Annotated in this window: 26 protein-coding genes; 14 read left to right on the top strand and 12 right to left on the bottom strand. The window is 46.3% G+C overall.

The genetic code is table 11. The features are described 5' to 3' along the window. Positions 1-72: 72 nt before the first annotated feature. Positions 73-618, bottom strand: coding sequence for a transposase (locus QUA43_RS19050; protein WP_333375880.1), 546 nt, complete (start codon positions 616-618; stop codon positions 73-75). A 240-nt stretch (positions 619-858) separates the two neighbouring features. Here QUA43_RS19050 and QUA43_RS19045 point away from each other — a divergent pair, with 240 nt between their 5' ends. Next, entirely contained in the window at positions 859-1,155 is a 297-nt protein-coding gene (locus QUA43_RS19045) for a hypothetical protein (protein ID WP_333375879.1), read from the top strand. Positions 1,156-1,233: 78 nt separating this feature from the next. Here QUA43_RS19045 and QUA43_RS19040 read toward each other — a convergent pair whose 3' ends face one another. Beyond that, positions 1,234-2,250, bottom strand: a complete 1,017-nt coding sequence (locus tag QUA43_RS19040) for an adenosine kinase (protein WP_333375878.1) — start codon at positions 2,248-2,250, stop codon at positions 1,234-1,236. Between the two features lie 153 nt (positions 2,251-2,403). On the opposite strand from QUA43_RS19040, the gene QUA43_RS19035 reads away from it, so the two are divergent. The 4 genes from QUA43_RS19035 to QUA43_RS19020 all read left to right on the top strand — a co-directional run bounded on the left by QUA43_RS19035 (position 2,404) and on the right by QUA43_RS19020 (position 5,826). Further along, a complete protein-coding gene (locus QUA43_RS19035) occupies positions 2,404-3,963 on the top strand; it encodes an AAA family ATPase (protein WP_333375877.1) in 1,560 nt (519 codons plus the stop codon). Positions 3,964-4,049: 86 nt separating this feature from the next. Continuing rightward, complete coding sequence (locus QUA43_RS19030; RefSeq protein WP_333375876.1) at positions 4,050-4,376, top strand: hypothetical protein; 327 nt, start codon at positions 4,050-4,052, stop codon at positions 4,374-4,376. A gap of 141 nt (positions 4,377-4,517) precedes the next feature. Further along, complete coding sequence (locus tag QUA43_RS19025) at positions 4,518-5,312, top strand: YdcF family protein (RefSeq protein ID WP_333375875.1); 795 nt, start codon at positions 4,518-4,520, stop codon at positions 5,310-5,312. A 280-nt stretch (positions 5,313-5,592) separates the two neighbouring features. Next, entirely contained in the window at positions 5,593-5,826 is a 234-nt protein-coding gene (locus tag QUA43_RS19020) for a hypothetical protein (RefSeq protein ID WP_333035767.1), read from the top strand. Between the two features lie 92 nt (positions 5,827-5,918). On the opposite strand, the gene QUA43_RS19015 is transcribed toward QUA43_RS19020, so the two are convergent. Continuing rightward, complete coding sequence (locus QUA43_RS19015) at positions 5,919-6,152, bottom strand: ferredoxin-thioredoxin reductase variable chain (protein WP_333085253.1); 234 nt, start codon at positions 6,150-6,152, stop codon at positions 5,919-5,921. Positions 6,153-6,431: 279 nt separating this feature from the next. Further along, positions 6,432-9,203: a DUF3536 domain-containing protein gene (locus QUA43_RS19010; protein ID WP_333375874.1), complete on the bottom strand. Its 2,772-nt coding sequence runs from the start codon at positions 9,201-9,203 to the stop codon at positions 6,432-6,434. A 550-nt stretch (positions 9,204-9,753) separates the two neighbouring features. Between QUA43_RS19010 and QUA43_RS19005 the strand changes: the two genes are divergently transcribed. The 5 genes from QUA43_RS19005 (at position 9,754) to QUA43_RS18985 (ending at position 12,236) form a co-directional block, all read left to right on the top strand. Then, entirely contained in the window at positions 9,754-9,969 is a 216-nt protein-coding gene (locus QUA43_RS19005; protein ID WP_333375873.1) for a hypothetical protein, read from the top strand. Between the two features lie 55 nt (positions 9,970-10,024). Further along, positions 10,025-10,165: a DUF1016 N-terminal domain-containing protein gene (locus tag QUA43_RS19000; RefSeq protein WP_333375927.1), complete on the top strand. Its 141-nt coding sequence runs from the start codon at positions 10,025-10,027 to the stop codon at positions 10,163-10,165. A 233-nt stretch (positions 10,166-10,398) separates the two neighbouring features. After that, entirely contained in the window at positions 10,399-11,145 is a 747-nt protein-coding gene (locus QUA43_RS18995) for a DUF4145 domain-containing protein (protein WP_333375872.1), read from the top strand. A gap of 55 nt (positions 11,146-11,200) precedes the next feature. Beyond that, positions 11,201-11,716, top strand: a complete 516-nt coding sequence (locus QUA43_RS18990) for a DUF4365 domain-containing protein (protein ID WP_333375871.1) — start codon at positions 11,201-11,203, stop codon at positions 11,714-11,716. Further along, positions 11,694-12,236, top strand: a complete 543-nt coding sequence (locus QUA43_RS18985; RefSeq protein ID WP_333375870.1) for a hypothetical protein — start codon at positions 11,694-11,696, stop codon at positions 12,234-12,236. The genes QUA43_RS18990 and QUA43_RS18985 overlap by 23 nt, the downstream gene beginning before the upstream one ends. Before the next feature lie 27 nt (positions 12,237-12,263). Here QUA43_RS18985 and QUA43_RS18980 read toward each other — a convergent pair whose 3' ends face one another. From QUA43_RS18980 to QUA43_RS18955, 6 genes are all read right to left on the bottom strand, one after another. Then, a complete protein-coding gene (locus QUA43_RS18980; protein WP_333375869.1) occupies positions 12,264-13,079 on the bottom strand; it encodes an alpha/beta hydrolase in 816 nt (271 codons plus the stop codon). 32 nt (positions 13,080-13,111) lie between these two features. Further along, complete coding sequence (locus QUA43_RS18975) at positions 13,112-14,311, bottom strand: FAD-dependent monooxygenase (protein ID WP_333375868.1); 1,200 nt, start codon at positions 14,309-14,311, stop codon at positions 13,112-13,114. Between the two features lie 78 nt (positions 14,312-14,389). Continuing rightward, entirely contained in the window at positions 14,390-14,986 is a 597-nt protein-coding gene (locus tag QUA43_RS18970) for a Uma2 family endonuclease (protein WP_333375867.1), read from the bottom strand. Between the two features lie 67 nt (positions 14,987-15,053). Continuing rightward, entirely contained in the window at positions 15,054-15,470 is a 417-nt protein-coding gene (locus QUA43_RS18965; protein WP_333375866.1) for a VOC family protein, read from the bottom strand. A 172-nt stretch (positions 15,471-15,642) separates the two neighbouring features. Continuing rightward, positions 15,643-16,287, bottom strand: coding sequence for an MAE_28990/MAE_18760 family HEPN-like nuclease (locus QUA43_RS18960; RefSeq protein WP_333375865.1), 645 nt, complete (start codon positions 16,285-16,287; stop codon positions 15,643-15,645). Beyond that, positions 16,284-17,396, bottom strand: coding sequence for a DUF262 domain-containing protein (locus QUA43_RS18955; RefSeq protein ID WP_333375864.1), 1,113 nt, complete (start codon positions 17,394-17,396; stop codon positions 16,284-16,286). The genes QUA43_RS18960 and QUA43_RS18955 overlap by 4 nt, the downstream gene beginning before the upstream one ends. An 80-nt stretch (positions 17,397-17,476) precedes the next feature. Here QUA43_RS18955 and QUA43_RS18950 point away from each other — a divergent pair, with 80 nt between their 5' ends. The 3 genes from QUA43_RS18950 (at position 17,477) to QUA43_RS18940 (ending at position 22,057) form a co-directional block, all read left to right on the top strand. After that, a complete protein-coding gene (locus QUA43_RS18950; RefSeq protein ID WP_333375863.1) occupies positions 17,477-17,659 on the top strand; it encodes a hypothetical protein in 183 nt (60 codons plus the stop codon). 86 nt (positions 17,660-17,745) lie between these two features. Continuing rightward, positions 17,746-18,867 (top strand): calcium/proton exchanger, encoded by a 1,122-nt coding sequence (gene cax / locus QUA43_RS18945; RefSeq protein ID WP_333375862.1) that lies wholly within the window; start codon positions 17,746-17,748, stop codon positions 18,865-18,867. Positions 18,868-19,987: 1,120 nt separating this feature from the next. Further along, positions 19,988-22,057 (top strand): serine/threonine-protein kinase, encoded by a 2,070-nt coding sequence (locus QUA43_RS18940; RefSeq protein WP_333375861.1) that lies wholly within the window; start codon positions 19,988-19,990, stop codon positions 22,055-22,057. Between the two features lie 265 nt (positions 22,058-22,322). On the opposite strand, the gene QUA43_RS18935 is transcribed toward QUA43_RS18940, so the two are convergent. Next, positions 22,323-22,961 (bottom strand): transaldolase family protein, encoded by a 639-nt coding sequence (locus tag QUA43_RS18935; RefSeq protein WP_333375860.1) that lies wholly within the window; start codon positions 22,959-22,961, stop codon positions 22,323-22,325. 276 nt (positions 22,962-23,237) lie between these two features. Between QUA43_RS18935 and QUA43_RS18930 the strand changes: the two genes are divergently transcribed. Further along, positions 23,238-23,462: a hypothetical protein gene (locus QUA43_RS18930; protein WP_333375859.1), complete on the top strand. Its 225-nt coding sequence runs from the start codon at positions 23,238-23,240 to the stop codon at positions 23,460-23,462. A 116-nt stretch (positions 23,463-23,578) separates the two neighbouring features. On the opposite strand, the gene QUA43_RS18925 is transcribed toward QUA43_RS18930, so the two are convergent. Further along, positions 23,579-23,770, bottom strand: a 192-nt coding sequence (locus QUA43_RS18925; RefSeq protein ID WP_333375858.1) for a hypothetical protein, incomplete at its 5' end; no start/stop codon positions are given.

Genomic DNA, 23,770 nt, shown 5'->3' with positions numbered 1-23,770 from the left:
GGGCGGGCACGGGGGCACCGCCCCTACATATCGGGTTGGGCACGGGGGCGGGCGGGCACGGGGGCACCGCCCCTACATATCGGGTTGGGGATGGTATTTTTCTAAATGCAAAGGTTCGTCTTCCCAAGCGATTGGATTGTTGAGGATATATTCACGAATTGTTTCGCAAGATTCCTCATCCCGGATAATATGTTCGTGATAGTTACGCTGCCAAAATTTTTTGGGGAAAGGTGTCCAACCTAACTTGGCAACACCATGCCGATATTTAGCAGTTGTCAGCGATTTGAAGCGGTGAACCACATCTGGCAATGTCATGGCTTTCTTAGGAGTAACGCCAGAAACATTGTCTGGAATCAAAACAATAATTCCGTGAAAATGATCTGGCATTACCACAAAAGCATCGACTTCTACACCTGGATAATTCAACGGCAATTCATCCCAAATAGTTTGCACCATCAGCCCTGGTTCGCTCAAATATATTTGGTTATTGCGGATTTCTCCTAATGTATGTAAACCATCTTTAATGCAGATAGTGACAAAATAAGCTCCGGCTTGAGAATAATCATATCCCTTGAGGCGAATAGAACGCCGATGATGTTTCGCAGCATCGTACTTCATGATAATTCAGTTGTGATGTCTATTCGATTGTACCGTAGGGGCGGTGCCCCCGTGCCCGCCCCATCCGATGCGTAGGGGCGGTGCCCCCGTGCCCGCCCTGGCTGTGGAAACGAGGGAGGATTGCCCCTACATATTTGGTACGATCGCTCTAACCGTGAGAGGGTGGCTCAGCACTCAATCTTTTGCAGAACAACAAGACTTTGGCATTAGAGTTATTATAGCTTTCGGAGGAACAGTTTAATGCTGACTCTAGATATCCAATCAATCCTCAATTCTATTCCCAATGAAATTAACTGGCAAGACATCGTACAGTTTGAAAATCTAGACGCTCGTGTTAGCATTGCTAATGACCTTTGTGCTAACATTATTGGTGTCAATGAAAGTACGATCGAATTGTGTCCTAATGAAAATCCTCCCGATCGTTTAGAACAACTGGTTTGGTGGTGGGTTGTGCGTCCAGATTTAGGAGCGGCGATTGCCAAAGAAGCTCCTCAAGAACTCAAAAATATTATCAGTCAATACATTCTGCAAAATTGACAAAAACCAGCGCTCGTCTGTGGTTCAAAAAAGAGCGATCGCCCTTAATCCAAAAAGTGCGATCGCCCCTTTCAATTCCTAACCAGAAATCACCTCACTCAAAAGATGAGCCTGAGAACCCTCCAGACGCGGCCCGTGAATCTGCACCACCCTAGAAGCCAAATAATTGCCCCAGCGAGCCGCTTGTACAGAACTCAAACCATTAGTAAGTCCAAACAAAACACCGCCCGCAAAAGCATCTCCAGCACCCACAGTATCGATCGCCTTTACCGGAAATCCAGCCACATCAACAATCTGTTTGTTCTCCACCACCATGCAGCCTTTATCCCCATTAGTGATAAAAGCCAAATCCGAAATCTCGCTCATTTTCCGAGCGCACTCTTCCAAAGATTCCTCCTTAAAAAAGCTCCGAACTTCATCAGCATTGCAAAAAATTACATCGCAATATTCCGAAACCACCTTGTGAAAATCATCAGCAAAGCGATCGACTAAAAAGCCATCCGAAAAAGTAAAAGCCACCTTCACACCCAGACGCTTAGACTGTTCCATCGTCTCAATGCTAGCCTTTCTCGGCTCCGGAGCATCCCAAAGATAACCCTCAACATAACTGTACTTGCAGTGAGCCAGTCGATCGACATCAATATCAGTCGTCGCCAGAGTAGTAGAAACCCCCAGATTAGTACACATCGTGCGTTCCGCATCCGGCGTAGTCAGCACAACACAAGTACCCGTAGGCCCGTTCGACTCAGCAGCAGGATGCACGTTAAAATCAATCCCCGCCGCCAGCAAATCTTGCCGATAAAATTCCCCGTTAGTATCCTTAGCAACCTTCCCCGAATAATACGCTTTACCGCCGCTCTGAGCCAAACCAATCATCGTATTGGCGGCCGAACCGCCCGATCGCATTTGCAGCGAATTGTGCTCTAAATCGTGCAAAATCCCCCCCTGCGTTTCCGAATTCATCAGCGTCATCCCGCCGCGATTCAGCCCGTGGCCGAGTACAAATTCATCTTCCACCAATGCTAGAATGTCTACAAGGGCATTGCCTACGCCAAACACATCCACCGAACGGGAATCTTGATTATTTTCTGTCATCGCTGCTTTTTTTTTACACTAACTATCAACTCTATAATAAATCGGATTAAAGTCAACATCCCCACTCCCAATCTAAAGTCCCCAACTTAAAATCTAAAATTCAAAATCCAAAATCCCCAATCTAAAATCTAAAATCCAAAATCTAAAATCGCTATGACTTGTCTCCCACCTCTGATTCAGCAAATGTTGCAGCCCGGTTTTTACCCGCACGGGGTGACAGAACCAGTGCAGCTAATTCAGACTCACGCTTCCTTTGTCCTGCTGACAGGAGATTATACTTACAAAATCAAGAAACCTGTCAATTTTGGCTTTTTAGACTATTCAACCTTGGAGAAAAGGCAGCATTTTTGCAACGAAGAATTGCTGCTGAACAGACGCACTGCACCGGAAATCTATCTAGAAGTTTTGCCAATTGTTCAAATTGGGGATTCGTTTCAATTTGGTAGCAACTTGCCTGCTAGAACTCCGGCTGAAGTTGCTGTAGAATACGCACTTAAAATGCTGGAGTTTCCTCAAGATTCGCTGTTGCTCAGTTTGTTGGAGCGCGGACTGTTGACTGAGCAACTTATGGCAGACTTAGGGCAGGAAGTTGCCAAGTTTCACAGCACGGCAATTAGTAATAGCTACATTCGCACATTTGGCGAAGTCAGTCAGATTCGTACAGCAATAGACAACAATTACCTGACTTCGCAAAAATATATCGGCGGGCCGCAGACTCAGGCACAATTTCAGGAAACTAAAGATTATACTGATGCGTTTTTTGCGGAAAATCCAGAGTTATTTAACCTACGGATTGCCAACAATAAAATTCGCGAGTGCCACGGAGATTTGCACTTGCGGAATATCGCATTGTGGCAAGAGAAAATATTGCTATTCGACTGCATTGAATTTAACGAGCCTTTCCGCTTTGTTGATGTCATGTACGATGTGGCTTTTACAGTAATGGATTTGGAATCGCGCGGACGCAGAGACTTGGGTAATGCTTTTCTGAATACTTATATCGAACAAACAGGGGATTGGGAAGGACTGCAACTGTTACCTCTGTATTTGAGCCGTCAAGCTTATGTTAGAGCGAAAGTAACTTCGTTAATGTTGGACGATGCCGCTATTTCAACTGCCCAAAAAGCAGAGATTTCACAGACAGCAGCTCATTACTATAAACTGGCTTGGGAATACACACAACCGCACCGGGGAAAGTTAACTTTGATGTCGGGTTTGTCGGGTTCTGGCAAGAGTACAGCGGCTCGATATTTGGCTCGCCACACTGGGGCAATTCACATTCGCTCCGATGCGGTTCGCAAACATTTAGGCGGAATTCCTTTAAATGAACGCGGGGGGCAAGATTTGTACTCGAATGAAATGACGGCACAGACTTATGGTAGATTGTTAGAGTTGGGGATAATTCTGGCTGACCGAGGTTGGGATGTGATTTTAGATGCCAAGTTCGATCGCCAAAACTGGAGAACCGATGCGATGAATCAGGCTCAATCCCACGGCTTACCCCTGCAAATCATTTACTGCACCGCACCAATTGAAGTATTGCGAGAACGACTGCAACAGCGCCGGGGCGATATTGCCGACGCGACAGCCGAACTATTGAGTTCGCAGCAAGCAGCTTTTGAACCTTTTACAGAATTAGAGCAAATTTCTGTAAACATTGTAGATACCGCCCAAGACTTAGAGGTACAATTAAATTCGATTTGTAGGGAGTAGTTGCAGAGCGATCGCCCTTGGCAATTTGATTGTCTGCTAATATTGTAAATATTTTACTGTGTTATTACAAACACAACTTGCAGCTTATGCCAAAATTTACCGGAGACTCCAAGGGCTTTAGCCCCGCGCTGATATGGTTTGTGTTGTTTACCGTTGGGTTTCGCTTAGTAGGATGTACGCTGCCCCTGAGTCTGGGCCTGGGTGTCATCGGTGGCGTGGCAGCAGGTTTAATTGTCGCTTGGTGGCACAACGAATTACTACTCAACCCGAATATAAATTCTCAGGATAAAACCTCGGATGCTATCCTCAACAAAGAAGTAGTGCAAAGGGACGGTCATAAATATAGCAAAACCTCTAGGGGTGATGCTGCTACATTTTTTGGCTGGTTATCTGGACCAGAGGATCGTCGCTAGCTTTAGTCATTAGTTATTAGTCATTAGTCATTAGTCATTAGTTAACAGTTAACAGTTAACAATTACTAATGCCCTTCCTCCCAATACCCAATACTTCGGCTACGCGAGCGTACAAGTTCCCCATGCCAAATTCCCAATTGAATGTTTGTATTTCTATCGAAACTTCTGCCACTGTTTATTTATCCTTTGGGGTTGAGTTGCCTGTTAATGATGGCGGCTTTAATCACACTTTGGAAACGTCCGAAATGGGCGGCTGCGCCCATGGCTGCGGCTCTAATTATTTTACTGCTCGGAAGTAGCGGTTGGGTTTCAAAATCGTTAGTTCGATCGCTCGAATGGCAAAACTTACCAACCGCCGAACTCCCCCAAGCTGAAGCGATTATCGTCTTGGGCGGCGGTGTCAAAGCAGCTTTACCTCCCCGTCCTTGGGTAGAATTAGCGGAAGCGGGCGATCGCATAATCTACGGTTCCCGACTTTACCGGCAAGGCAAAGCTTCCCTGCTAATTCTCAGCGGCGGTAGAGTAGATTGGAAAGGCGGCGGGGCTCCCGAATCGGCAGACATGGCAGAAATTGCCCAAACAATGGGTGTACCGGCATCAGCAATTCTGCAAGACCCCGATTCACACAACACTTATCAAAATGCTGTCAACGTGCGGAAAATTTTAGATGCTAAAGCTATAAAAGGGCCGGTTTTGCTAGTGACATCGGCGATGCACATGACTCGATCGCTCTTAATTTTCCAGCGTCAGGGAATAAAAGCAATTGCCGCACCAACAGACTTTCAAATCACGCAGCAGGATATCGCAGCATCCCAAAGCAATTGGCAAGCAGTCGCCTTGGATTTATTGCCGGATACCTATCAGTTAAACCAGTCAACTAAAGCTTTGAAAGAATACATCGGCTTAATCGTTTATCGTCTGCGGGGATGGCTTTAACAGAATTTTAGATTTTAAATTTTGGATTTTAGATTGAAGAATTTAAACTAATATCAAATCCGGTTGCATCCCAATTATAGGGGCGGGGCGGGTTTATATAATTTGTCTATACTTATCAAATATCTTGGCGAACCGGCCCCTACAAAACTTCATCAGATAAAATTCCAAATCAAACGGATACGATCTAAAATCTAAAATCTAAAATCTAAAATCCTATGATTTAGTGTGTTAGCTTAAAGTCATTACAGCCAATATTAGCCACCGTCGCCCCCAAACAATCATGCTGCCCCACGAGTTGCAAAACATTGCCCCAGAACCGACTCCCGCGGCCGAAATTTTTCAGAGACACCAAATTGTCCGCGAGTTTTACGACGAAATTAAGTACCGTCAAGAACTAGAACTTCACTGCCAGTGGTATTACGCTACAGCCAAGCAGCATCAGCAGGAATTGCAGAAAATGCAGGGAGATTGGAATATTTTAGGTTGGTTCAGCCGCAGACGGTCGAAAAATTAAGGATTAAATAAATTAGGAATATTAACTTAATCCCACTTTAAAAAACTGAACCGCAAGATCCCGACTTCTTTAAGAAGTCGGGGATTTAACAGCTAGACTTCAGAAGAGATCAATTCAACCTCATCTTCTTTGAAATGAGCTTTAAATTTTTTGTCAAACTGAACTAGAACCGGCCAATTAGCACTGACAGGTCTGCCGTGCCATTCCTGAACGATCGCCACGACTTCTCCTTCCATACCCTTAATATCAAATGGTTGACTGCGATTTTCAGGATGGTGGTAGACAACAACAGAGTTTTTAATGCAAACGCGATCGCCAACTTTCATAAATTTAAATCTTAGTGTTCTTTCTTCCAAACTCTACAAAGCGCGCAAGTGCAGAACACCTGTACGCTTTGGGGACAGTCTTTTTATCTTCCCACATAAGTAGATCGAAAACTTAAACAAAATTGGCGGTTCTCTGTCGGTGCTTCGATCGCCAGCCACGATCGGCATGGAGGCATTCAGGCCGATCTATTCTCGGTTGAACCCGCAGGCCCGATCGGCATTTCAAGCTCGATCGGGCGGATTCTCAAGGGCGGGAATTGATGCAGGCTAATCGGGAAACTATTTACTTAACTGATTTAACCAACACTCAACATCAACAGCCAAGGTTTGACCCAACTCCAGCAACTGCCGGATCGAAGACAACTCCCAGCCGCCGCCTGAACGCGCAATCTCCAAGGCAACAGCAGCCCCCGCAGTTTCGCCCGCCGAGGCATCTTGCAGTTGCAGCCAGCCCAAACACAGAGGCACAATTTGACTGTACAGAGAATCGAAATACAGTTCCTGCGATTTGTCCAAACACAAACCCAGACTCAGCCGATCGCCCACAGCAATCAAACGCTCGATCGTGCGGATATCAGCTTCTAACTGGACAGGCGAGAGATCCTCCGCGCCCGATCCTGCTTGCAGCAGCGCGTCAAGCGATCGCCAAACCATCTTCTCCAAAATTTCCTTGACTTCGGGAACGTTCAACCGACAGCGGAGATGGCCGGCTTCAGTGGCGATCGCCTCAATTTCCGCCAGCAGCGGTTCCACATCATCCGTTTCCACTTCCAGGGCCTTGGCCGCCGTCAAACAGCGATGTCCCAAAGCCACCTCAGCAGCCACCTGCAACTCTACTGGCACCGGCAACTCGTCTCGGTGGAACGCCATCATCACCCCGTAATTTTCGCGGTAAACCTGAGTGTAAAGCTGATCCAACCGAGTCAAATTTTCCTGACTCAGCAACTGCACGATCCGGTGGCGTTCCTCAGCGAATAAATCCCGCAAGCTAAAGGACTGATCCCCAAACAGCCGCACCATTTCCAGAATCGCGTGGGCCGCCGAAGCTTCTTGCATAACTCCAAACAACCGCTCTTTGAGCATAGTGTAAGACCGGCGGCTGCCAAAAGGCTGAATGCAGCAGTGGAAGTCCCAGCCGCCGAGGTGCAACGCAGCAAACACAAAAATCTCTGTTTCCCGCGTAATTTCCGAGGTTAACTCCAATTGACCCACAGCCAGAGTCATCGAGCCCATGCGCTGAATTTGGAAATCTTGCTGCTGGGCCTGATAGCAGTAAACTCGCTGTTCGCGAGGATATTTGGCAAACAGAGAACTGATCGCGTAGTGGGCGGCTACTTGTCGGAGACTAATTTGGGCTGTCAGCACCAGTTGGCGGTAAACTTCGGCCCCTGTTTTGAAACAATCAACGTTGCTGGGTACGAGGGCTAGTCGATCGACAAAATCCTTTTCTAGCTGTACGCCGGTAACTTCGCCCGCCAATTCCAGCGCCCGGGCTGCGTAACGCAGAATTTGCACGCCTTCTGGCCGCGAGATTTCTTCAAAAAACCAGCCGCAGCTAGTGAACATTAACAAAGCGTGGCGCTGCATTTCCAGCAGTCGCAGGGCGTCCACCTGTTCGGAGGCATCGAGGGGGCGCACTTGATGGCGTTCGAGGAAACTGTCAACGTTAGCGGGCGATCGATCGCGGATAACCTCAATATATTCATCTCTGGCTTTCCAGGGATCGCACAACAGCTTGCGCCCCGCTTCTTCGTAAATGGGAATCAGTCGATCGCGCAGCCAATTCAGAGTATCCCGCAGAGGGCGGCGCCATTTGAGGTGCCATCCGCCGCCACCACCGCAGCCACAATCATCTTGCCAGCGATCGACCCCGTGAGAGCAACTCCAGGCCGTCACGGGTTTGAGTTCCACTTCCCAAGCGCTCGGATTTTGACTTAAATAATGAGCAAAATTCGTCACCGTCCAGCCGCGCCGGGGAAACTCTTCTGTGAAGGCGTAAGCGAGGCATTTTTCGGTACTGTTTTTGTGGTGGCCGAAAGTTTCGCCGTCCGTCGCCACGCAGATTAATTGAGCCGGTCGGTGGTCTCCCCGTACTGCTTGACCCAAGCGCCCTGCCAAGTGGTGGCTGCTGCTGAGAACGTCGTTGAAGCCCATATCCCGCGAGATCGGGCCATCGTAGAAAAAGATATCAATGTAGGGAGTGTTGGCAGGTGGGGCTTCGGAATTTTGGAAGTGTCTGCGGCCAAAATGGTGAGTGCTCAGCGGCGAGAGTTGGTGCTCAGCCATCAACCGCATTTCTGGTTTCAAATAGCAGCGGTACGGGCGAGTCGGATCGATTTGACCGCCGCCGACTTCGTGCCATTCGGAATTTTCCGCTGGTTCCCCTTCGTGGTTTTGCCCGATTAGTGGGCGGCAGCGTTCGGCTTGGGAGGGGGCTAAGACAATGAAGCGGATGCCTTCAGCGACTAAAACTTCGAGGGTGGCGTAGTCTACGGCGGTTTCAGCGAGCCACATTCCTTCGGGATCGCGATCGAACCGGGAGCGAAAATCAGCGATACCCCAGCGAATTTGGGTGTATTTGTCTCGCTCGTTAGCGAGAGGCATGATGATGTGATTGTACACTTGGGCGATCGCGTTGCCGTGACCGTTGAGACGCTGACAGCTTTTGCGATCGGCTTCCAGAATCCGCTGGTAGACTTCCGGGTCGTAGCGTTCGAGCCAGCTCATCAGGGTCGGCCCGATGTTGAAGCTCATATACTCGTAGTTGTTGACTATCCCCGTGACTTCGCCGCGATCGTTGAGTATGCGGGCAAAGGCGTTCGGGCGGTAGCACTCGTTGTCAATGCGTTCGTTCCAGTCGTGGGCGGGAGAGGCGCTGGCTTGGCGTTCGATCGCGTCCAAGTAAGGGTTTTCCCGGGGCGGCTGGTAAAAGTGACCGTGAACCGTCACGCACACCCCAGTTGCAGCAGCCACGCTGGTTTGGGTTGCAGCGGTTACGGTTGGCGAAGACAAAGGCAGCACATCGGATTGAGTAGTAGAAATCGAAACCATGCGATCGAATCCTCAAGTAGTTAAAGACAATAAAACCAGCCTAATTACAAACTGAAACCTTACGCAGCAAGAGTTTCAGCTAGGCATATGTTCGGGCTAAATTTTGGCAGATAAGTTTTGATACATTTGTAGTATTGCGAGCAAAGCATTCGTTCCAAGATGCCAACCGTCGATCCCTGGGTTTTTCTGCCAATGCTTTGCTGTTGAAAGACTTAAAAAAGGTAGCTTTTGCTGCTTTTTGGCACTTGCGACCCATTTCGGGTTCGTGCTTGCAGGGCTGCTCATTGAGATTTTGATTTACATAGCTGGATTTTAAAGTCTTATTCACTAAATAGCAAGTTTTCGCCGGAAAGATTTAATTTTTGGCAATAAATCTTGGCGGTTGTGGGTATCGGTTTAATGCCCGATCGATTTATAGAATAAGAGTTTGGCCCGAGTTTCGCATCATACTTTAGGTGCTTTTTACCTAAGTTCTGGAGAACTTAGGCCGATTGGGTTAGGGCGGGGCAGATTTGCTGCAAATGTACTTTCCAGAATAGTTGTAACACTGGTGCAGAGTCAAAAGGCAACAAAAAAGCAAAACGGTAAGTGTTATGTTTTAACTTCTGAGAGGTATGTGGGGGCGGAGGCGGAGGAGGAAGAGGAGGAGGGTTTGGACGAGAAGATGCTGCATTTGACGGCGAAGTTGGAGAGGCAATTTGCCGAGAGTGCCAAGTTAGAGGCGATGATTCGGGAAAATCTGCCGAGGGTGGGTTCTGGCCGATAGTTCGTCAATTGCTGAAGATTATCATGATTTTTTGCGACAACTTAAGGAACGTATTGTGCAATATCAAGTGCGGGCCGTACTTTCTGTTAATCGCGAATTAGTGTTGCTTTACTGGTCAATTGAACGGAATATTTTAAACAGGCAACAGCAGCGAGGATGGGGAGCAAAAGTTATAGACAATTTAGCTGTTGACTGAGAAACAGCTTTTCCTGAAAGGATGTTTACCGACGATTGAGCAGTTGGAAGCTGAGTTAGAAGCGGTGGATGTGGAAATTGAGGAGGAATGATAAAATTGGAGAGTGCGAAGTCAAGATAACTCTTATCGAAAATCGCGCACACTTGGAGCCATTCGCGATACCCTACTCCGCAAGGTTCTCTTGAGCGAGCTTCGTGTGAAAGATACGGATTTATTTTTGAGGCATCATTGTAATGACACTACCACCTAGCCTTTTCAACCAATATCTCGATCGGTTTGATGAACTTATACAAGAAGGAGAAAGGATTTATAAAGTTATTAAAGATATTCCCACTCATCACTTCGGCACCTCGTCGGATGAAGTAACTAGACCTCTAACTCAACAAGAACTTGAAGATCAACAAAAACTAGAGGGGTGGAATGTAAACTATTTATCGTTACTAGATCGAATCATTTCTCCAAGGAATGCTCATCGAAACTTATTGGATGAAAAAAGAGAAAGAGTTGCCAATTTTCCCAGTACATTGAATACCCGCATTTCTCGATTAAAAGGATTGAAGGATGACTTTCAAAAAGGTTTTTTAGGAGATTTGGGACTTGAGATAGAAACTGCAATAGCCGCAGATTATATGGGTCAAGCAGAACAGTTGTTAGCAGAGGGTCAGTCTGGTAAATATGACCATGTACCAGCAGCCGTATTAGCTGGAGCTGTTTTAGAGAAATCTCTACGAACTCTCTGTGATAAGCAGAGTCCGTCCATACCAACAGTCAATGATAAGGGTAAACCCCTAACACTCACCCCTTTGATTGATGTCTTGAAAAAAAATAACGTATTTAATGAACTAACAGCTAAGCAGCTTAGAGCTTGGGCTGATATTCGGAATAGTGCAGCTCACGGAAATTTTGATGAGTTTAATCGTAGCCATGTGGATCAGATGATTCGAGGAATTAATAATTTTTTGGCACTCCACATGATATGAATTTATCTATAATGTCCTACCAAATAGATTAATAAGAATAATCGCTACGTAAAAAGTGGACATCAACCAACAAAAAGAACTATTCAGCAACATCTACCTGCAAGCTGTCACCACCGTTGCCGGCTATTCCCTCTACAAACCATTCGTAGACGATTATAGCGTAGACTGGGGGGTAGCTGCGAAAGGCGGGACAGGCCCCATTAGAGAACCTCGCTTAGAATTGCAGTTAAAATCTACATCAAGAGATATCCAAGACGATAACTCCATCCGCTACCCTCTCAAACTCAAAAACTACGACGACTTAAGAATGGATAACTTCGCCATTCCCCGAATTTTAGTTGTCGTTTTAATCCCCGAAACACCCGAACACTGGTTAACCCAGTCCGAAACAGAACTCTGCATCAGAAACTGCGGATATTGGATCTCGCTGCGGGGAAAGCCAAAAACACAAAACATAAACGCTGTCACCGTCGCCATCCCCAGAACCACCAATTTACAGTTGCCGCCCTTCAGTCAATTATGGAGGGAATTAGCCAAGGAGTTCAACCATGAAAGTCACCGTAAAAGATAGCCAAACTCTCGAAACAATCGAGCTAAATCAACTGAGAAATTACTTACAAACTCACGGCTGGCATGAAGGCAAACCTTTCTTAGATAATGCCACACTTTGGCACAAACCAACAGCCGATGCAGAAGAATTTGAAATATTACTACCTAACCGGGAAAACCTGGGAGATTATGCAGCCCGCATCCGCGAGGCAATCCAAACCCTAGAAAACGCAGAAAATCGCCCTCAAATGGAAATTTTAAGCGAACTACTTACCAGCATTCCCAACACGATAATTCAGGGAATTGTCATGCAAATTTACACCCCAAATACCCAAAAATTAAGTGGCGAAATTACTCTCCTCGGCCTTGTAGCTGACAAATTGCGGAAAATTAAAACATCTCTCGCAGACCTTGATTACATCCTGGCGATTAAAGCTTATCAAGAACGCTTACCGATTCTCTGTAGCGGTGACTTAATCAAAGACAACAACGCCTTCATCCTCAAAAACCCCCACAACTTAACTCTCGATGAATTGTGCTAAAACTAACAGATTTTGTCGAAATCTATATTAAACAGCTTCCAAACAGATATCAAGTTCCCTAGCAAAGGCCTCCGGCGCATCCAGCATCAGCCAGTGTCCAGTATCGGGTAGCGTACTTGTCGTCAGTGTGGGACGGAGGATGTGGAGGCTGAACGGAAAAGTGTTTGAGGGAGCAATAATGGCGTGGGCCTGCGTTCCAGGGGCTGCTAGGTAGCGATCGAGAGCATTAACTGCTTCAAAGGCAAACATCCCGCGAGACATTCCACACAGACAATCCTGTGGAGTCGCCGCCAAGCAAGCGAGTATCCGATCGCGCGTATCGGCCCTGCTTCCTGTCAGCGCCTCATTGAAGCTGGTTTCCACAGCCGCCCGCCAATCCTCCGTCTCCAGAGCCCTCTGGTAGGGAACGATGCGTTCCTCGTGCACATCTGCAGCCACCTTGGTAAAATCTCCAGGTGGATCTGCCAGAATCAACTGCGCGATGCGGTGTGGGGCGCTGGCTGCTGTGGCGAGGGCAATACAAGCACCGAAACTGTGCCCGACGATCGCCACTCGATCGAGTCCCAGCCCATCCAGTACCGCGAAAACATCCGCTGCACAGGAGGCGGGCGCATAGTTGCCGTCCTCCGGCGGTGCAGAATCGCCGTGTCCCCGCATATCCAGGGCGATCGCACGTCGGGTACGGGCGACATGGGCAAGCTGGGCATCCCAGATGCTCGCAGAAACCGTCATACCGTGCACGAACACCACCGGCAGCGCCTCGGATTCCCCAGCGGTGACAGGGGGGCTGGCTTCGATGATGTGAATATTGCCGATCGGTCCTTTGATAGTTGTCGATCGCATAAAATCTTCTCCTAAATTTGAATTTCCTCTTTTTACACAACCAATTTTACCTGCGTTACTCCTTGGCGCAATTCATACTGTCCTTTCACCCAAAATTGTTTAATTTTTTCACCCAAAAACGGAGCAGCTTGCATCATCAACAAACGCAATAATCCATTTTTTCGCAGTTGTTCGCCTTTCCAGGCTTCTTGTGCTTGAAGTTGTTGGGCGCGAATAATTTCTGGTTCGCGTTCTGCCTGAATTCGCGATAATGCTAAGTCAATATCCGGGTAATTAGCCCCTGCTTTCAATAAAGGTACAAGGTGATTAGCGGCAACAATTACATCGCGCAAAGCCATGTTAATTCCTTGAGCGCGAACAGGAGACATGGGATGTGCCGCATCTCCCAAAAGTATGATTCCTGGTCGATGCCAGCGCGGACAGCGACCAACCACAACAGATAATCGCATCGGAGATTCGATCGTATCGGCACAGTTGCGGAAATGTTCTGCCATCCACGCAGGCGATAGCGATGCGAAAGTTTCTGCCCAGTCTGTGTGTTTCCAATCAGTTTTGTCATCTGCCGATAGCACCCAAGCCAGATGAAGTTTTCCTGATTCTGCCCCATGAAAGACACTGAATCCGCTACCGCCATTCAGGATAGAAGAAAATACATTATCCGCCACAAACCGAGGATGAGCAGCAAGTTTAAACCACAGAACATCTATACTATTCTGCTGTTTTACTAACTCTAATTCTGCACGTTGTCGTACAACCGAGTTTCTACCATCTGTACCAATCACAAGTGCAGCAGGAATCTCTCGCCCATCTCCTAGCTTTACACCCGCAATGCGATCGTTGCTGTACAGTAAATCTTTTACGGAAACACCTCGGATAAATTCAAACTCTGGATGCAACTGAGCTTCTGAAATTAGTGTTTCTAGCAAAGGCGGTTGCGATACCAGTGTACAAGGTCGATTTGACCCCATTGGCTCCTCAACTCGAAATAGTTGCCGATCGCCCACAACGAACTCCCAGGCATCAATTTGTCGGTGTGGAACACCTTCTAGCATAGTGGATAAACCCATTTGGGCGATCGCATCCAATCCGCTGGGCATTAACGCTTCACCGCGAAACACTCGGTAGGAATCTTTTGCAGCCTCAACCAACGTTACAGAAATACCTCGTTTCACCAGCAGCAAGGCAAGTGCCGCACCAGTTGGTCCCGATCCCACAATTACAACTTGCGTCATTGCCATTCCCCATTGTTTTTTGCGGATATTGAAATGTCAACAAAGGTGGTGAAAGGAGGCGCAATCCCCTATTCCCAGCTATTTTTGGAGTGCCTGTTGAAAAGTCTTAACTGCATCAACATGATTCACCATATTGATGCAACGCAACAACAAATCCAAATCGATTCCTTTCACTTCCTCACTACTGGAAACCTTTTCATAGTGAAGCGCATCGCCCTCTCCCCGCAGGTGATAAACCTCTAACAATCCATCTTCCCAAAACCACACTTCAGGAATTTTCAGCCGCTTGTAGGCTTTCAGTTGGTTGATGCCACCACTGGAAAACACGATCTCGATCGCCAAATCGGGTAGCCTACGACCAGGAGCAAGTTTATAAGATTCATCCGCCTCTCGCTTGACTTTTCCCGTTTCACTTTCCAGAGTCATTGAGCCAGTTGGAGTAAAGTCAAACCCCGCTATCAGCAGGTACAGTTCCACCAATGCGGCAATTCTCTTCTTAACGGTTTCGTGGGGTTCTCCAGGCATTAGTTTAATCTCCAAAACTCCATCCAGGAAAGAAAGTCGATATCCTGGACGGTCTAACAATTGCTCAACTGCTTTGAACTCTCTCCAAGTGAGTCCCTCAAACAGAAGGGGTGATTCTTTTCTGGGTGGTGCGATGATTGCTGCGGTCATTTGATTCTCCAGTCTATTTCCAGATGAGAAACGATCGGGTTTGGAGGGCGATTTGTTTATTATAACTTTAAGTGGCATCCTCCACTGTAAATCCGATTTCTTGCCCGTAGGATAGTTCCAGCGTGTGACCGTCCGGGTCTCGCAAAAAAGCCCAGTAGCCGATCGGATATCCAGAATCTTTTGGTTCCTCAAGCAGTACGCCTTCTTGACGTGCTTTGTCGCAGAGTTCGTCCATATATTCGCGGCTTTTGCAACCTACTCCGAGGTGTGCAAAGGGAGACAGAACGGGATGTACGGAGTCTGTTTGAATTAGCACAATTACAAAAGGGCGGGTGCGATCGGAAAGCCAGACCACAGCAACTCCAGCTTCTGCATCGATGCGGCGGTGAACGACCTGCATTCCAGCATACTTAGAGTAGAATTCGATAGTGCGATCGACATTTGCAACTGGGAGCGCGATGTGTGTGAGACCTATATCAATCATATGTTATGTTCCTCCAGTCATATTAGGCTTAACATCAAGAATTGCCACTTCCCCTATCATAATTTTAATGATATCCTTGCCACTTTGTCGCTGTCAAATCAATTTTTTTTGAAAAAATCTAGTTTTTTTGATATGGCTGAGAATTATTGAATCCTGTTGTCATTATCTAAGGTCAAGCCTGCCTAAATTTTTTCTGAATAGCAGCATTTTCTATATCGGTACAAAATATATCGAGCATTCCTATAATGTCTCTGTGTAGCTCTAGATATTCATCCCTATCAAACACCGAATCCTCACCGTGGGCAATTTCGTTCCTTGTCTTTAAAAGCTGGGTATCAATTAATGGCGATTTAGTAGAGTATATTGAAAAGTCAATTCCGAGAATATAAGTTATTTCTTTTAAAATCTCAGAAGATAAATTCGATGCAGTAGATATTACATCTTTAGGTAGGATACATCTCTGATTTAATTCGGAAAGAAAGAACTCACAAACAGGTATATACAATGACGGCTTATGTGTCTCTTTTGCCTCTTTAAGTTTTTCTTTCATGGCCAAAGCTAAAAAATTACTAGAAAGATCCTGATACGTAAGCTTTTTTGAGATAACATATTCTAGATAAGACTTTGCTGCTAACTTGACAAAACCTTCCCAATGGGAATAGAGAATACATACTCCACTCCGAACTAATGCTTTATGTCTTTGGTCATAAAAATTTATCGCTTCTATCAAAGATTTCATTTCTGAAAGTTCCTTCTTTCGCCAAGCAAGATCCGTTGCCAATCTATCGCTTAATTGTTCCGCTGTTCGGATGCTCATGAAGGGGAAAAGACCTTTCTACCAAGCGGAATAAGATACGGTAAGCGTCTTGCTGCATTCTTTCCTGCTCCCGACCATTTTTGATAAATTGGATTTGACCAAATACTTTTTATACGATTAGGTATTTGGTCTGTTGGAATTGGATTTTGATAATTGTATCCAATTCCTAGTGCTACCACCTCATATGCAGATAATAGAAACCCTCCAAGGAATTTATCATTCTCCGATTTATATCGCTTGAAGCTGTCGTCTCCCATAGCTTCATTAAGCATATTGAATGTCACATCAAATGCTCTCTCTATGTGGGTGCTATCCAAATTTTTTTTAAGAGCCATTTCATACATTCTAGCCGTTAGGAACTCGCTAACATCACCGCCCAGCCTTTGAAGACTTGCATAATCTATATCGAAGAAAAGAATAAAACGCAATACTAATTCCATATCATACTGTTCTTCGTAAAGTCTATCGCTCAAAGCAATGCAGCTTTTAAACGACTCGCGATCGGCAAGTGAACGCATTAAATTATATAAATCTTTATTCAACATTAAAAGAATGCAATTTCTTACTTCTTGCGGTGTAGCAATCGATCCTCCTGTATTCAGCCGCTGAAATAGCTCATATTTAATCATTTCATCACTTTCTTTTTCAACAATATTGACGGATATTTTGGTTCTTTTTATCAATAAACGCTGCGCCTGAGTTAAAGAGTTATCTTTATCGTCAGGATCGTTCCATTTTTTACCTTTTAAGGAAGGTAAGTAAGTTGTTTCTTGTAAGGCGACAGCAGAAAATGTATCTTGCTCTTGATTGTGGGGTTTCAAAATACCTACAAATTCATATATGGTTGAGAGTCTCTGCAAACCATCGATCACATCCCAAATCCCATCATCTCTTTGACTGACAAAAATTGGTGGAATCGGTATACCTAAAAGAAGTGATTCTATAAACCTGGATTTTTGAAAATCCGACCAACGAAAAAGCCTTTGAAATTCTGGGTGAATATCGATTTCCTTACTCTCATAAAGACTGATCCACTCGCCAATAGACATTGAGTAGCTATCAGTCCGAATTTCTTGCCTTGTTTTGTCAATCTCTTCTTGTAGAGGCATGGCTGAAGCAGTCCTAAGTATTATGTATAGCTATACTTGCAGAATGGCAATATTTAAAGATTATATAACTAGACGAAGATATGAAAAAACGATCGCCCAGAAATAGTCAACTTTGCTCTCAAGACAATGCGGAACCTGATGCGATCGAGCGGGTAGAATACAAAAATCCATTGAGCCGATCGGCTAAACAAATCGCTCTCCTAGTTTGTCACATCCGTGAAAGCGGCAATGCAGCGATCGCCCGACGCCCACCCCCAGCTTGAAGCGAACATCCAAATCCCTCGCCCTCACCCTTTTTTTCCTTTTGCTACAGGCTATCATTGTCAGTTGGCAGCTTTTGAGAATCTAAATGCTAAACACAAATACAATTATTTCCAGCCTGCTGTTATTTATCCCAGTTTCCATCGCAGGACACTTTCTCGGCTGGGAATCCTCCACAATCTTTATCACCTCGGCTTTAGCCATCATTCCCCTAGCCGCCTGGATGGGGACGGCCACCGAAGAAATCGCCGTCGTCCTCGGTGCAAATTTGGGGGGTTTGCTGAACGCTACCTTCGGAAATGCCACGGAACTGATTATCGGCATCGTCGCCCTCAACGCCGGACTAATAGATGTTGTCAAGGCCAGCATCACCGGTTCAATTATGAGCAACCTGCTGCTGGTGATGGGATTTGCGATGCTGCTGGGCGGCTTGCGCTACAAAGAACAAGAATTTCAGCCGATAGTCGCCCGGTTGAACGCTTCCGCGATGAACTTAGCCGTGATTGCCATTTTGGTGCCGACGGCAGTTAATGCCACCTCTACGGGCATCCCTGCAGAAACTATGCAGAACCTCTCTAGCGCTGTTGCTATAGTCCTGATTGTCGTCTACGTGCTGACGCTGCTGTTTTCGATGAAAACCCACAGTTATCTGTACGATGCAGGGGTGGCAGAAATAGAAATGCTTGAAGAATTAGCCGAAAGTAACTTAGCACCAGACAGTCCTGACCACAAAGTCAATCTGCCGCTGTGGATTGGGGTGCTATTGGCCTGTACCCTGATGGTAGCTGTCGAGTCGGAACTGTTGGTGGGTACTCTCGAAGAAGCGACAGCGCGTTTGGGGCTGACATCACTGTTTACCGGGGTGATTTTAGTGCCGATTATTGGCAATGCGGCCGAACATACGACGGCGGTGACGGTGGCGATGAAAAATAAAATGGATTTGTCGGTTTCTGTGGCCGTGGGTTCGAGTTTGCAAATTGCTTTGTTTGTTGCCCCGGTGTTGGTTTTGGCAGGTTTTGTCTTGGGCAAACCGATGGACTTGAATTTCAACCCGTTTGAACTTGTAGCCGTTGCGGTGTCGGTGCTGATCGCCAATTCTATCAGTTCTGACGGCAACTCTAACTGGCTAGAAGGTACTTTGCTGTTGGCAGCTTATACGGTTTTGGCGCTGGCGTTCTACTTCCATCCGGTAATCGAGGGACTTGTTTAAAAGGCTTTCTTCTGCTGAAGGAAGAGGGAAGAGGGAATCAGGAAGAAGGCAGATTTTTTCACTCCCTCACTCCCTCACTCCCCCACTCTCAATTCTTTCTTCGAGAGTGGTGCTTGCGATCGTACAATTGAAATGTGGCTGCTCTCTCGTTATTAGTTCTGGTCTGTTTGTACATTATGTGCTGTGATCAGGGATTTGTGACCTCGATCGGCTATGACAAACAACAAAAGCTTTGGCATCAACCCGATCGTTAGATCGCAGTGCCCCCGGTTATAAAAAAACACGGGATGCTGAAGTCAAGCGAGACTAAAACCTCCCTTGACTTCAGAGACGCTGCAAGATTTAAATCAAGGGTGCTGATGAGTCTTTTACTAGGTGTGCTACGATCGTCATAAGTTGAAAATTGAGTTTGACTTGCATAGCCAAAAAGTTCACCAAAGTTAGTCATACTTAACTTGACTGATTAACATTCTGGGCGGTATGATTAAATCAATGCCGAAAAAAAGGCTTAATTATCTGGGAGAGTAAACCGAGCATGCAAGTCAAAAATGACCAGCCTGTCACAAGGTAGAACGGGAGCCCGCGTTTCGTTAAATTGGTTGAAAATAGTGGATGACTCATGGCTACAAGCTTCAACTAAAATTAATTCAATTAGGGCGTTGCTCCGCCCGAATTAACGCCTGTGGACAAGAAAGAGCCGACTCCCTTGGGTGAAGCAGGAAACAGACCCTTCAGGAGTAATTCTGATTGAATGGTGATGCTTAAATAAGTTTAGCCAAGTTTGGTGTAGCAGAAAACGACGGTCGATTTAAAACTGACCAGCCTATAAAAAGGTCGAACGGGATACCACGATTCGTTAAATTGGTTGAAAATAATGGTTAAACAATGGCTAAAAGCTTCCACAATAATAAATAATAGTTGTACAGACTTCAAAAATAGGGTGCTGCTCCACCCGAATTTACGCCTGTGGACAAGTAAGAGCCGACTCTCTTGGCAGAAGCAGGAATCAGACCCTCTAGAAAATACTTCTAGTTGAATGGTGAAGCTTAAATAAGTTTAGCCAAGTTTTGTATAGCAGTGTCAAAGTAAAACTTGATAGAGCAACCTCAATCAGGGTTATGTGGCTTCTGTGAGTTATTGCCTCAATCCCAAATGCCCGAATCCCTCCGATCCAGCCAACTCTGGCAAATCCGCGTGTATCCACTGCGGGTCAGAACTTTTGTTGCAAGGTCGATATCGGCTAGTCGCGCCTCTCGGAGGCGGTGGCTTTGGTAGAACATTTGAAGTGGACGACAACGGCGCCCGAAGAGTGCTCAAAGTCCTGCTCAAAGAACATCCCAAAGCTGTAGAACTGTTTAAGCAAGAAGCCGACGTATTGGTCAGGCTCAGACATCCAGGTATTCCAAAAGTCGATCGCGACGGTTATTTTACATTTACCCCCGCTCACAGCACAGAGTCTTTTCACTGTCTGGTGATGGAGAAAATTGCTGGGGCCAATTTGCAAGATTGGCTGAAACATCGGGGCCGCCCCATCAGTCAAGAACAAGCTGTGAACTGGCTCAAACAACTGTCGGAAATTTTAGACCAAGTTCACCGCCTCAACTATTTCCATCGGGATATCAAGCCGCACAATATTATGTGCAAGCCAAACGGGCAGTTAGTGCTGATTGACTTCGGGACTGCTCGGGAAGTGTCGGCGACTTATTTCGCTAAGGTGGGTCAGGGGCAAAATGTGACTGGTATTGTTTCCCCCGGCTACACGCCGCCGGAACAAACAAATGGCAAGGCTGTTCCCCAGTCCGATTTTTTTGCTCTGGGGCGCACTTTTGTTTATTTGCTGACTGGGAAGCCGCCGACTGCGTTTCCAGAGAACCCGCGCACCGGCAGATTAATGTGGCGCAAAGGAGCTCCTCAAGTTTCCGACTCCGTGGCTAATGTGATCGATTACCTGATGGCGCCTTTTCCGGGAAATCGACCTCAAAGTCCGCAGATGGTTTTGCAGTGCTTGGAGGAAATTAATCTCGACGGCGCAGAAACTCAGGTGCCGACTCAGTTGCCGACGACGGGGCAAACTAAAATTCGCGCAACTGCCGGGGAGGGTGGGGCGAAGAAGCAGAGTTCCATAAACCGCCTCAGACCTCTGAATTCGGGATTGCATAAGACTGAGAAAGATGTTTTTGATTGGAAAAAGAAGTTGCTGGCGGGCACGGCTGTTTTGATGGTGGGTATTGGCGCGTCTCAAATTTACGGTTCGCTGCGTTACGGGGTGTTTCCGGCCAACCCCGTGTGGCTGCTTTCTACATTACCTACCACTCATTTTTTGCAAAAAAGTTTGGATAATGTCGGGAGTGTAAATGCCGTCGCCCTGTCCCCGGACGGTCAAAATTTGGTGAGCGCAAGCTTTGGGACGATTAGAATTTGGAATGTGAGAACGGGACGCCTGGTGCGGACTCTCAATTCGGTGCATTCTAAAAAATCGGTCAACACGCTGGCGGTGAGCCCGAACAGCTCGATTTTGGCCAGCGGCGGCGGCGACAATAATGTGATTCTCTGGGATTTGAAGACGGGGCGACGGATGCGGACGATTGCCGCTCACAAAGCCGCCGTCAATGCGATCGCTTTTAGCAGGGACGGTCAAACTCTGGCTAGCGGCAGCGATGACAAAACTATTCGCTTGTGGAATGTCAAAACCGGCAGCAGGTTGCGGACTTTGAGCGGCCACGCCGGAGGAGTAAACGCGATCGCTTTGAGCCGGGACGGTACAACTCTCGCTAGTGGCAGCCAGGACAAGACTGTGCGTTTGTGGAATCTCGGCACCGGAGAAGTCAGAAGAATTATCACAGGTCACGGGGGCCCGGTTAATGCTGTGGCTTTTAGCCCGAACGGGCAAATTGTGGCTACTGCTAGCACCGACAATACGATCCGTTTGTCGAACGTGCAAGACGGGAAGCGCACCCGCACTTTTAAAGGGCATTCGAGCTGGGTGAGGACGATCGCCTTTAGCCCGGACAGCCGCACTTTGATCAGCGGGGGCGGAGATATTATAGTTTGGGATTTGAAGACGGGAAAAGAAAGAAGCACTCTTTCTGGTCACAGTCAGTTTGTGAGTTCTGTTGCTATTTCCAGAGATAGCAAGACTTTTGTGAGTGGCAGTCCCGATCGCACTATTAAGGTTTGGCGAATGCCATAGTCAGCAGTCAGTAGTCATTAGTCATTAGTCATTAGTCATTTGTTAATATTGATACTCCAGGACGCACATTTGCCTTGCTCAACCCGGTTTCTACGAAAAAATATCTGGTTTATTAACCATAAATCTAGGAATCAACCGGGTTTATAGCTCCCCATGCGTCCCGGACTGAGTTATTCTAAACCAATGACCAATGACCAATGACCAATAACTAATCCCCTATTTGCAATTTTAAAATAATCAATAGATTATGCAAATAAATTTGGTATTATCCAAAAATTCCCCGGCCGTTTTTCGCAAATTCATCAACTGTTTGCTGGGACAATTCGTGAACTGCGATCGCCTGCAACACGTCAAAAGGCAATGTCAAATGATGGGCTCCAGCTAACAAAGTCTTCACCGCTTCTTCCGGCGATTTAATGCTAGCTGCCAAAATCTCAGTATTACTTCTCTGCAACACATTTGCCATATCCCGCACTAAGGCAAAACCGTCTCCGAGGAGTCTGGTGGCGCGATTCACGTAGGCGATCGCATATTTTGCCCCCGCTTCTGCTGAAACAACTGCTTGTGATGCGCTGTATATCGCCGTCACCGCGCAAGGAATTTCCGGTGACAAATGCGCGACTGCTTGGAAACCAGCCGCCGTTGCTGGAACTTTCAACACTGTTTGCTGTCCAATTAATTCAAAAGCCGCTTTTCCTTCTGCTACCATGCCATCAAAATCAGATGCAGTTAGCTGATAATACACTTCTCCGGGAATAAGTTTAGCCAGTTGTTTGAGCGTCACATCGGGAGCTAAATTGCTTTTTCCCAGGAGGGTTGGATTAGTAGTAATACCCGAAAGCCAGCCGAACTTGCTCGCTTCTTTTGCTTCTGCTACAATTGCAGTATCGAGATAAATTCCCATCAGCTCTACACCTTTATTTTCTTAGTTTATTCTGAGTTTTCCGAGGCTTACTTTCAATTTGATTTCACTGATCAAGTTGATTGTTAGGTATTAACTGTAGCAGATTTGTGAAAACATCGCTAGTAAGTAAAAATAACAATTAAGTGATGGGGATCACCTCACTTGCTGATTACGATCGTCATGTAAGAAAACTTCGATCGCCAAGTGCCGGAAACAAGCAATTTATATTTGTAGTATGGGTTATGTATGCAATAACTCAAGGAGGTGACTCATAAAATGAGAGAAAAAGAAAATCATCAGTCACAAGTCAGTCTTGAGGAATCTTGTGACAAAGCGGAGTTGAAAAAACCAGCAGCCACTCAAGACTTGTCAGAAAATGATAATTCTCAAACCGAGTCTCAAGCATTTGAAAATCACGGTGAAGATGGTTTGAAGGCTCTAGCACGCTTAATGATGGTGAGTCTAACTTGGTCGCTGGCAGGACTTTCTAAACCCAAGTAAATTTTTGGGCTATTGGTTATTGGTTATTGGTTATTGGTTATTGGTTATAAAGATTGGTTATAAAGATTGGTTATAAAGATTGGTTATTGTGCCAGAGTGCCATGAATCTTTAAGTTTTAATATCCAATTCCTAATCTCTCGCCTGTGCTTTTTATAGTACAGGCTTGCCCATTTCCCAATCGGATGGGACTCCATGCCTCATCCCTGGGCTTCGCCCAATTCCCCATATCAAACCCACATTCCGCAGATGTGGGTGGAATTTTTTTATCAGTTGTAAAAAGTGGGAACCCCAAAGTTTTTCCGTTGAA

This window comes from Microcoleus sp. N9_B4 (genome assembly GCF_036701635.1).
Lineage (GTDB): Bacteria > Cyanobacteriota > Cyanobacteriia > Cyanobacteriales > Microcoleaceae > Microcoleus.
The sequence above is the reverse complement of the archived record's forward strand: the minus strand, read 5'-3'. Positions and strand labels throughout refer to the sequence as shown.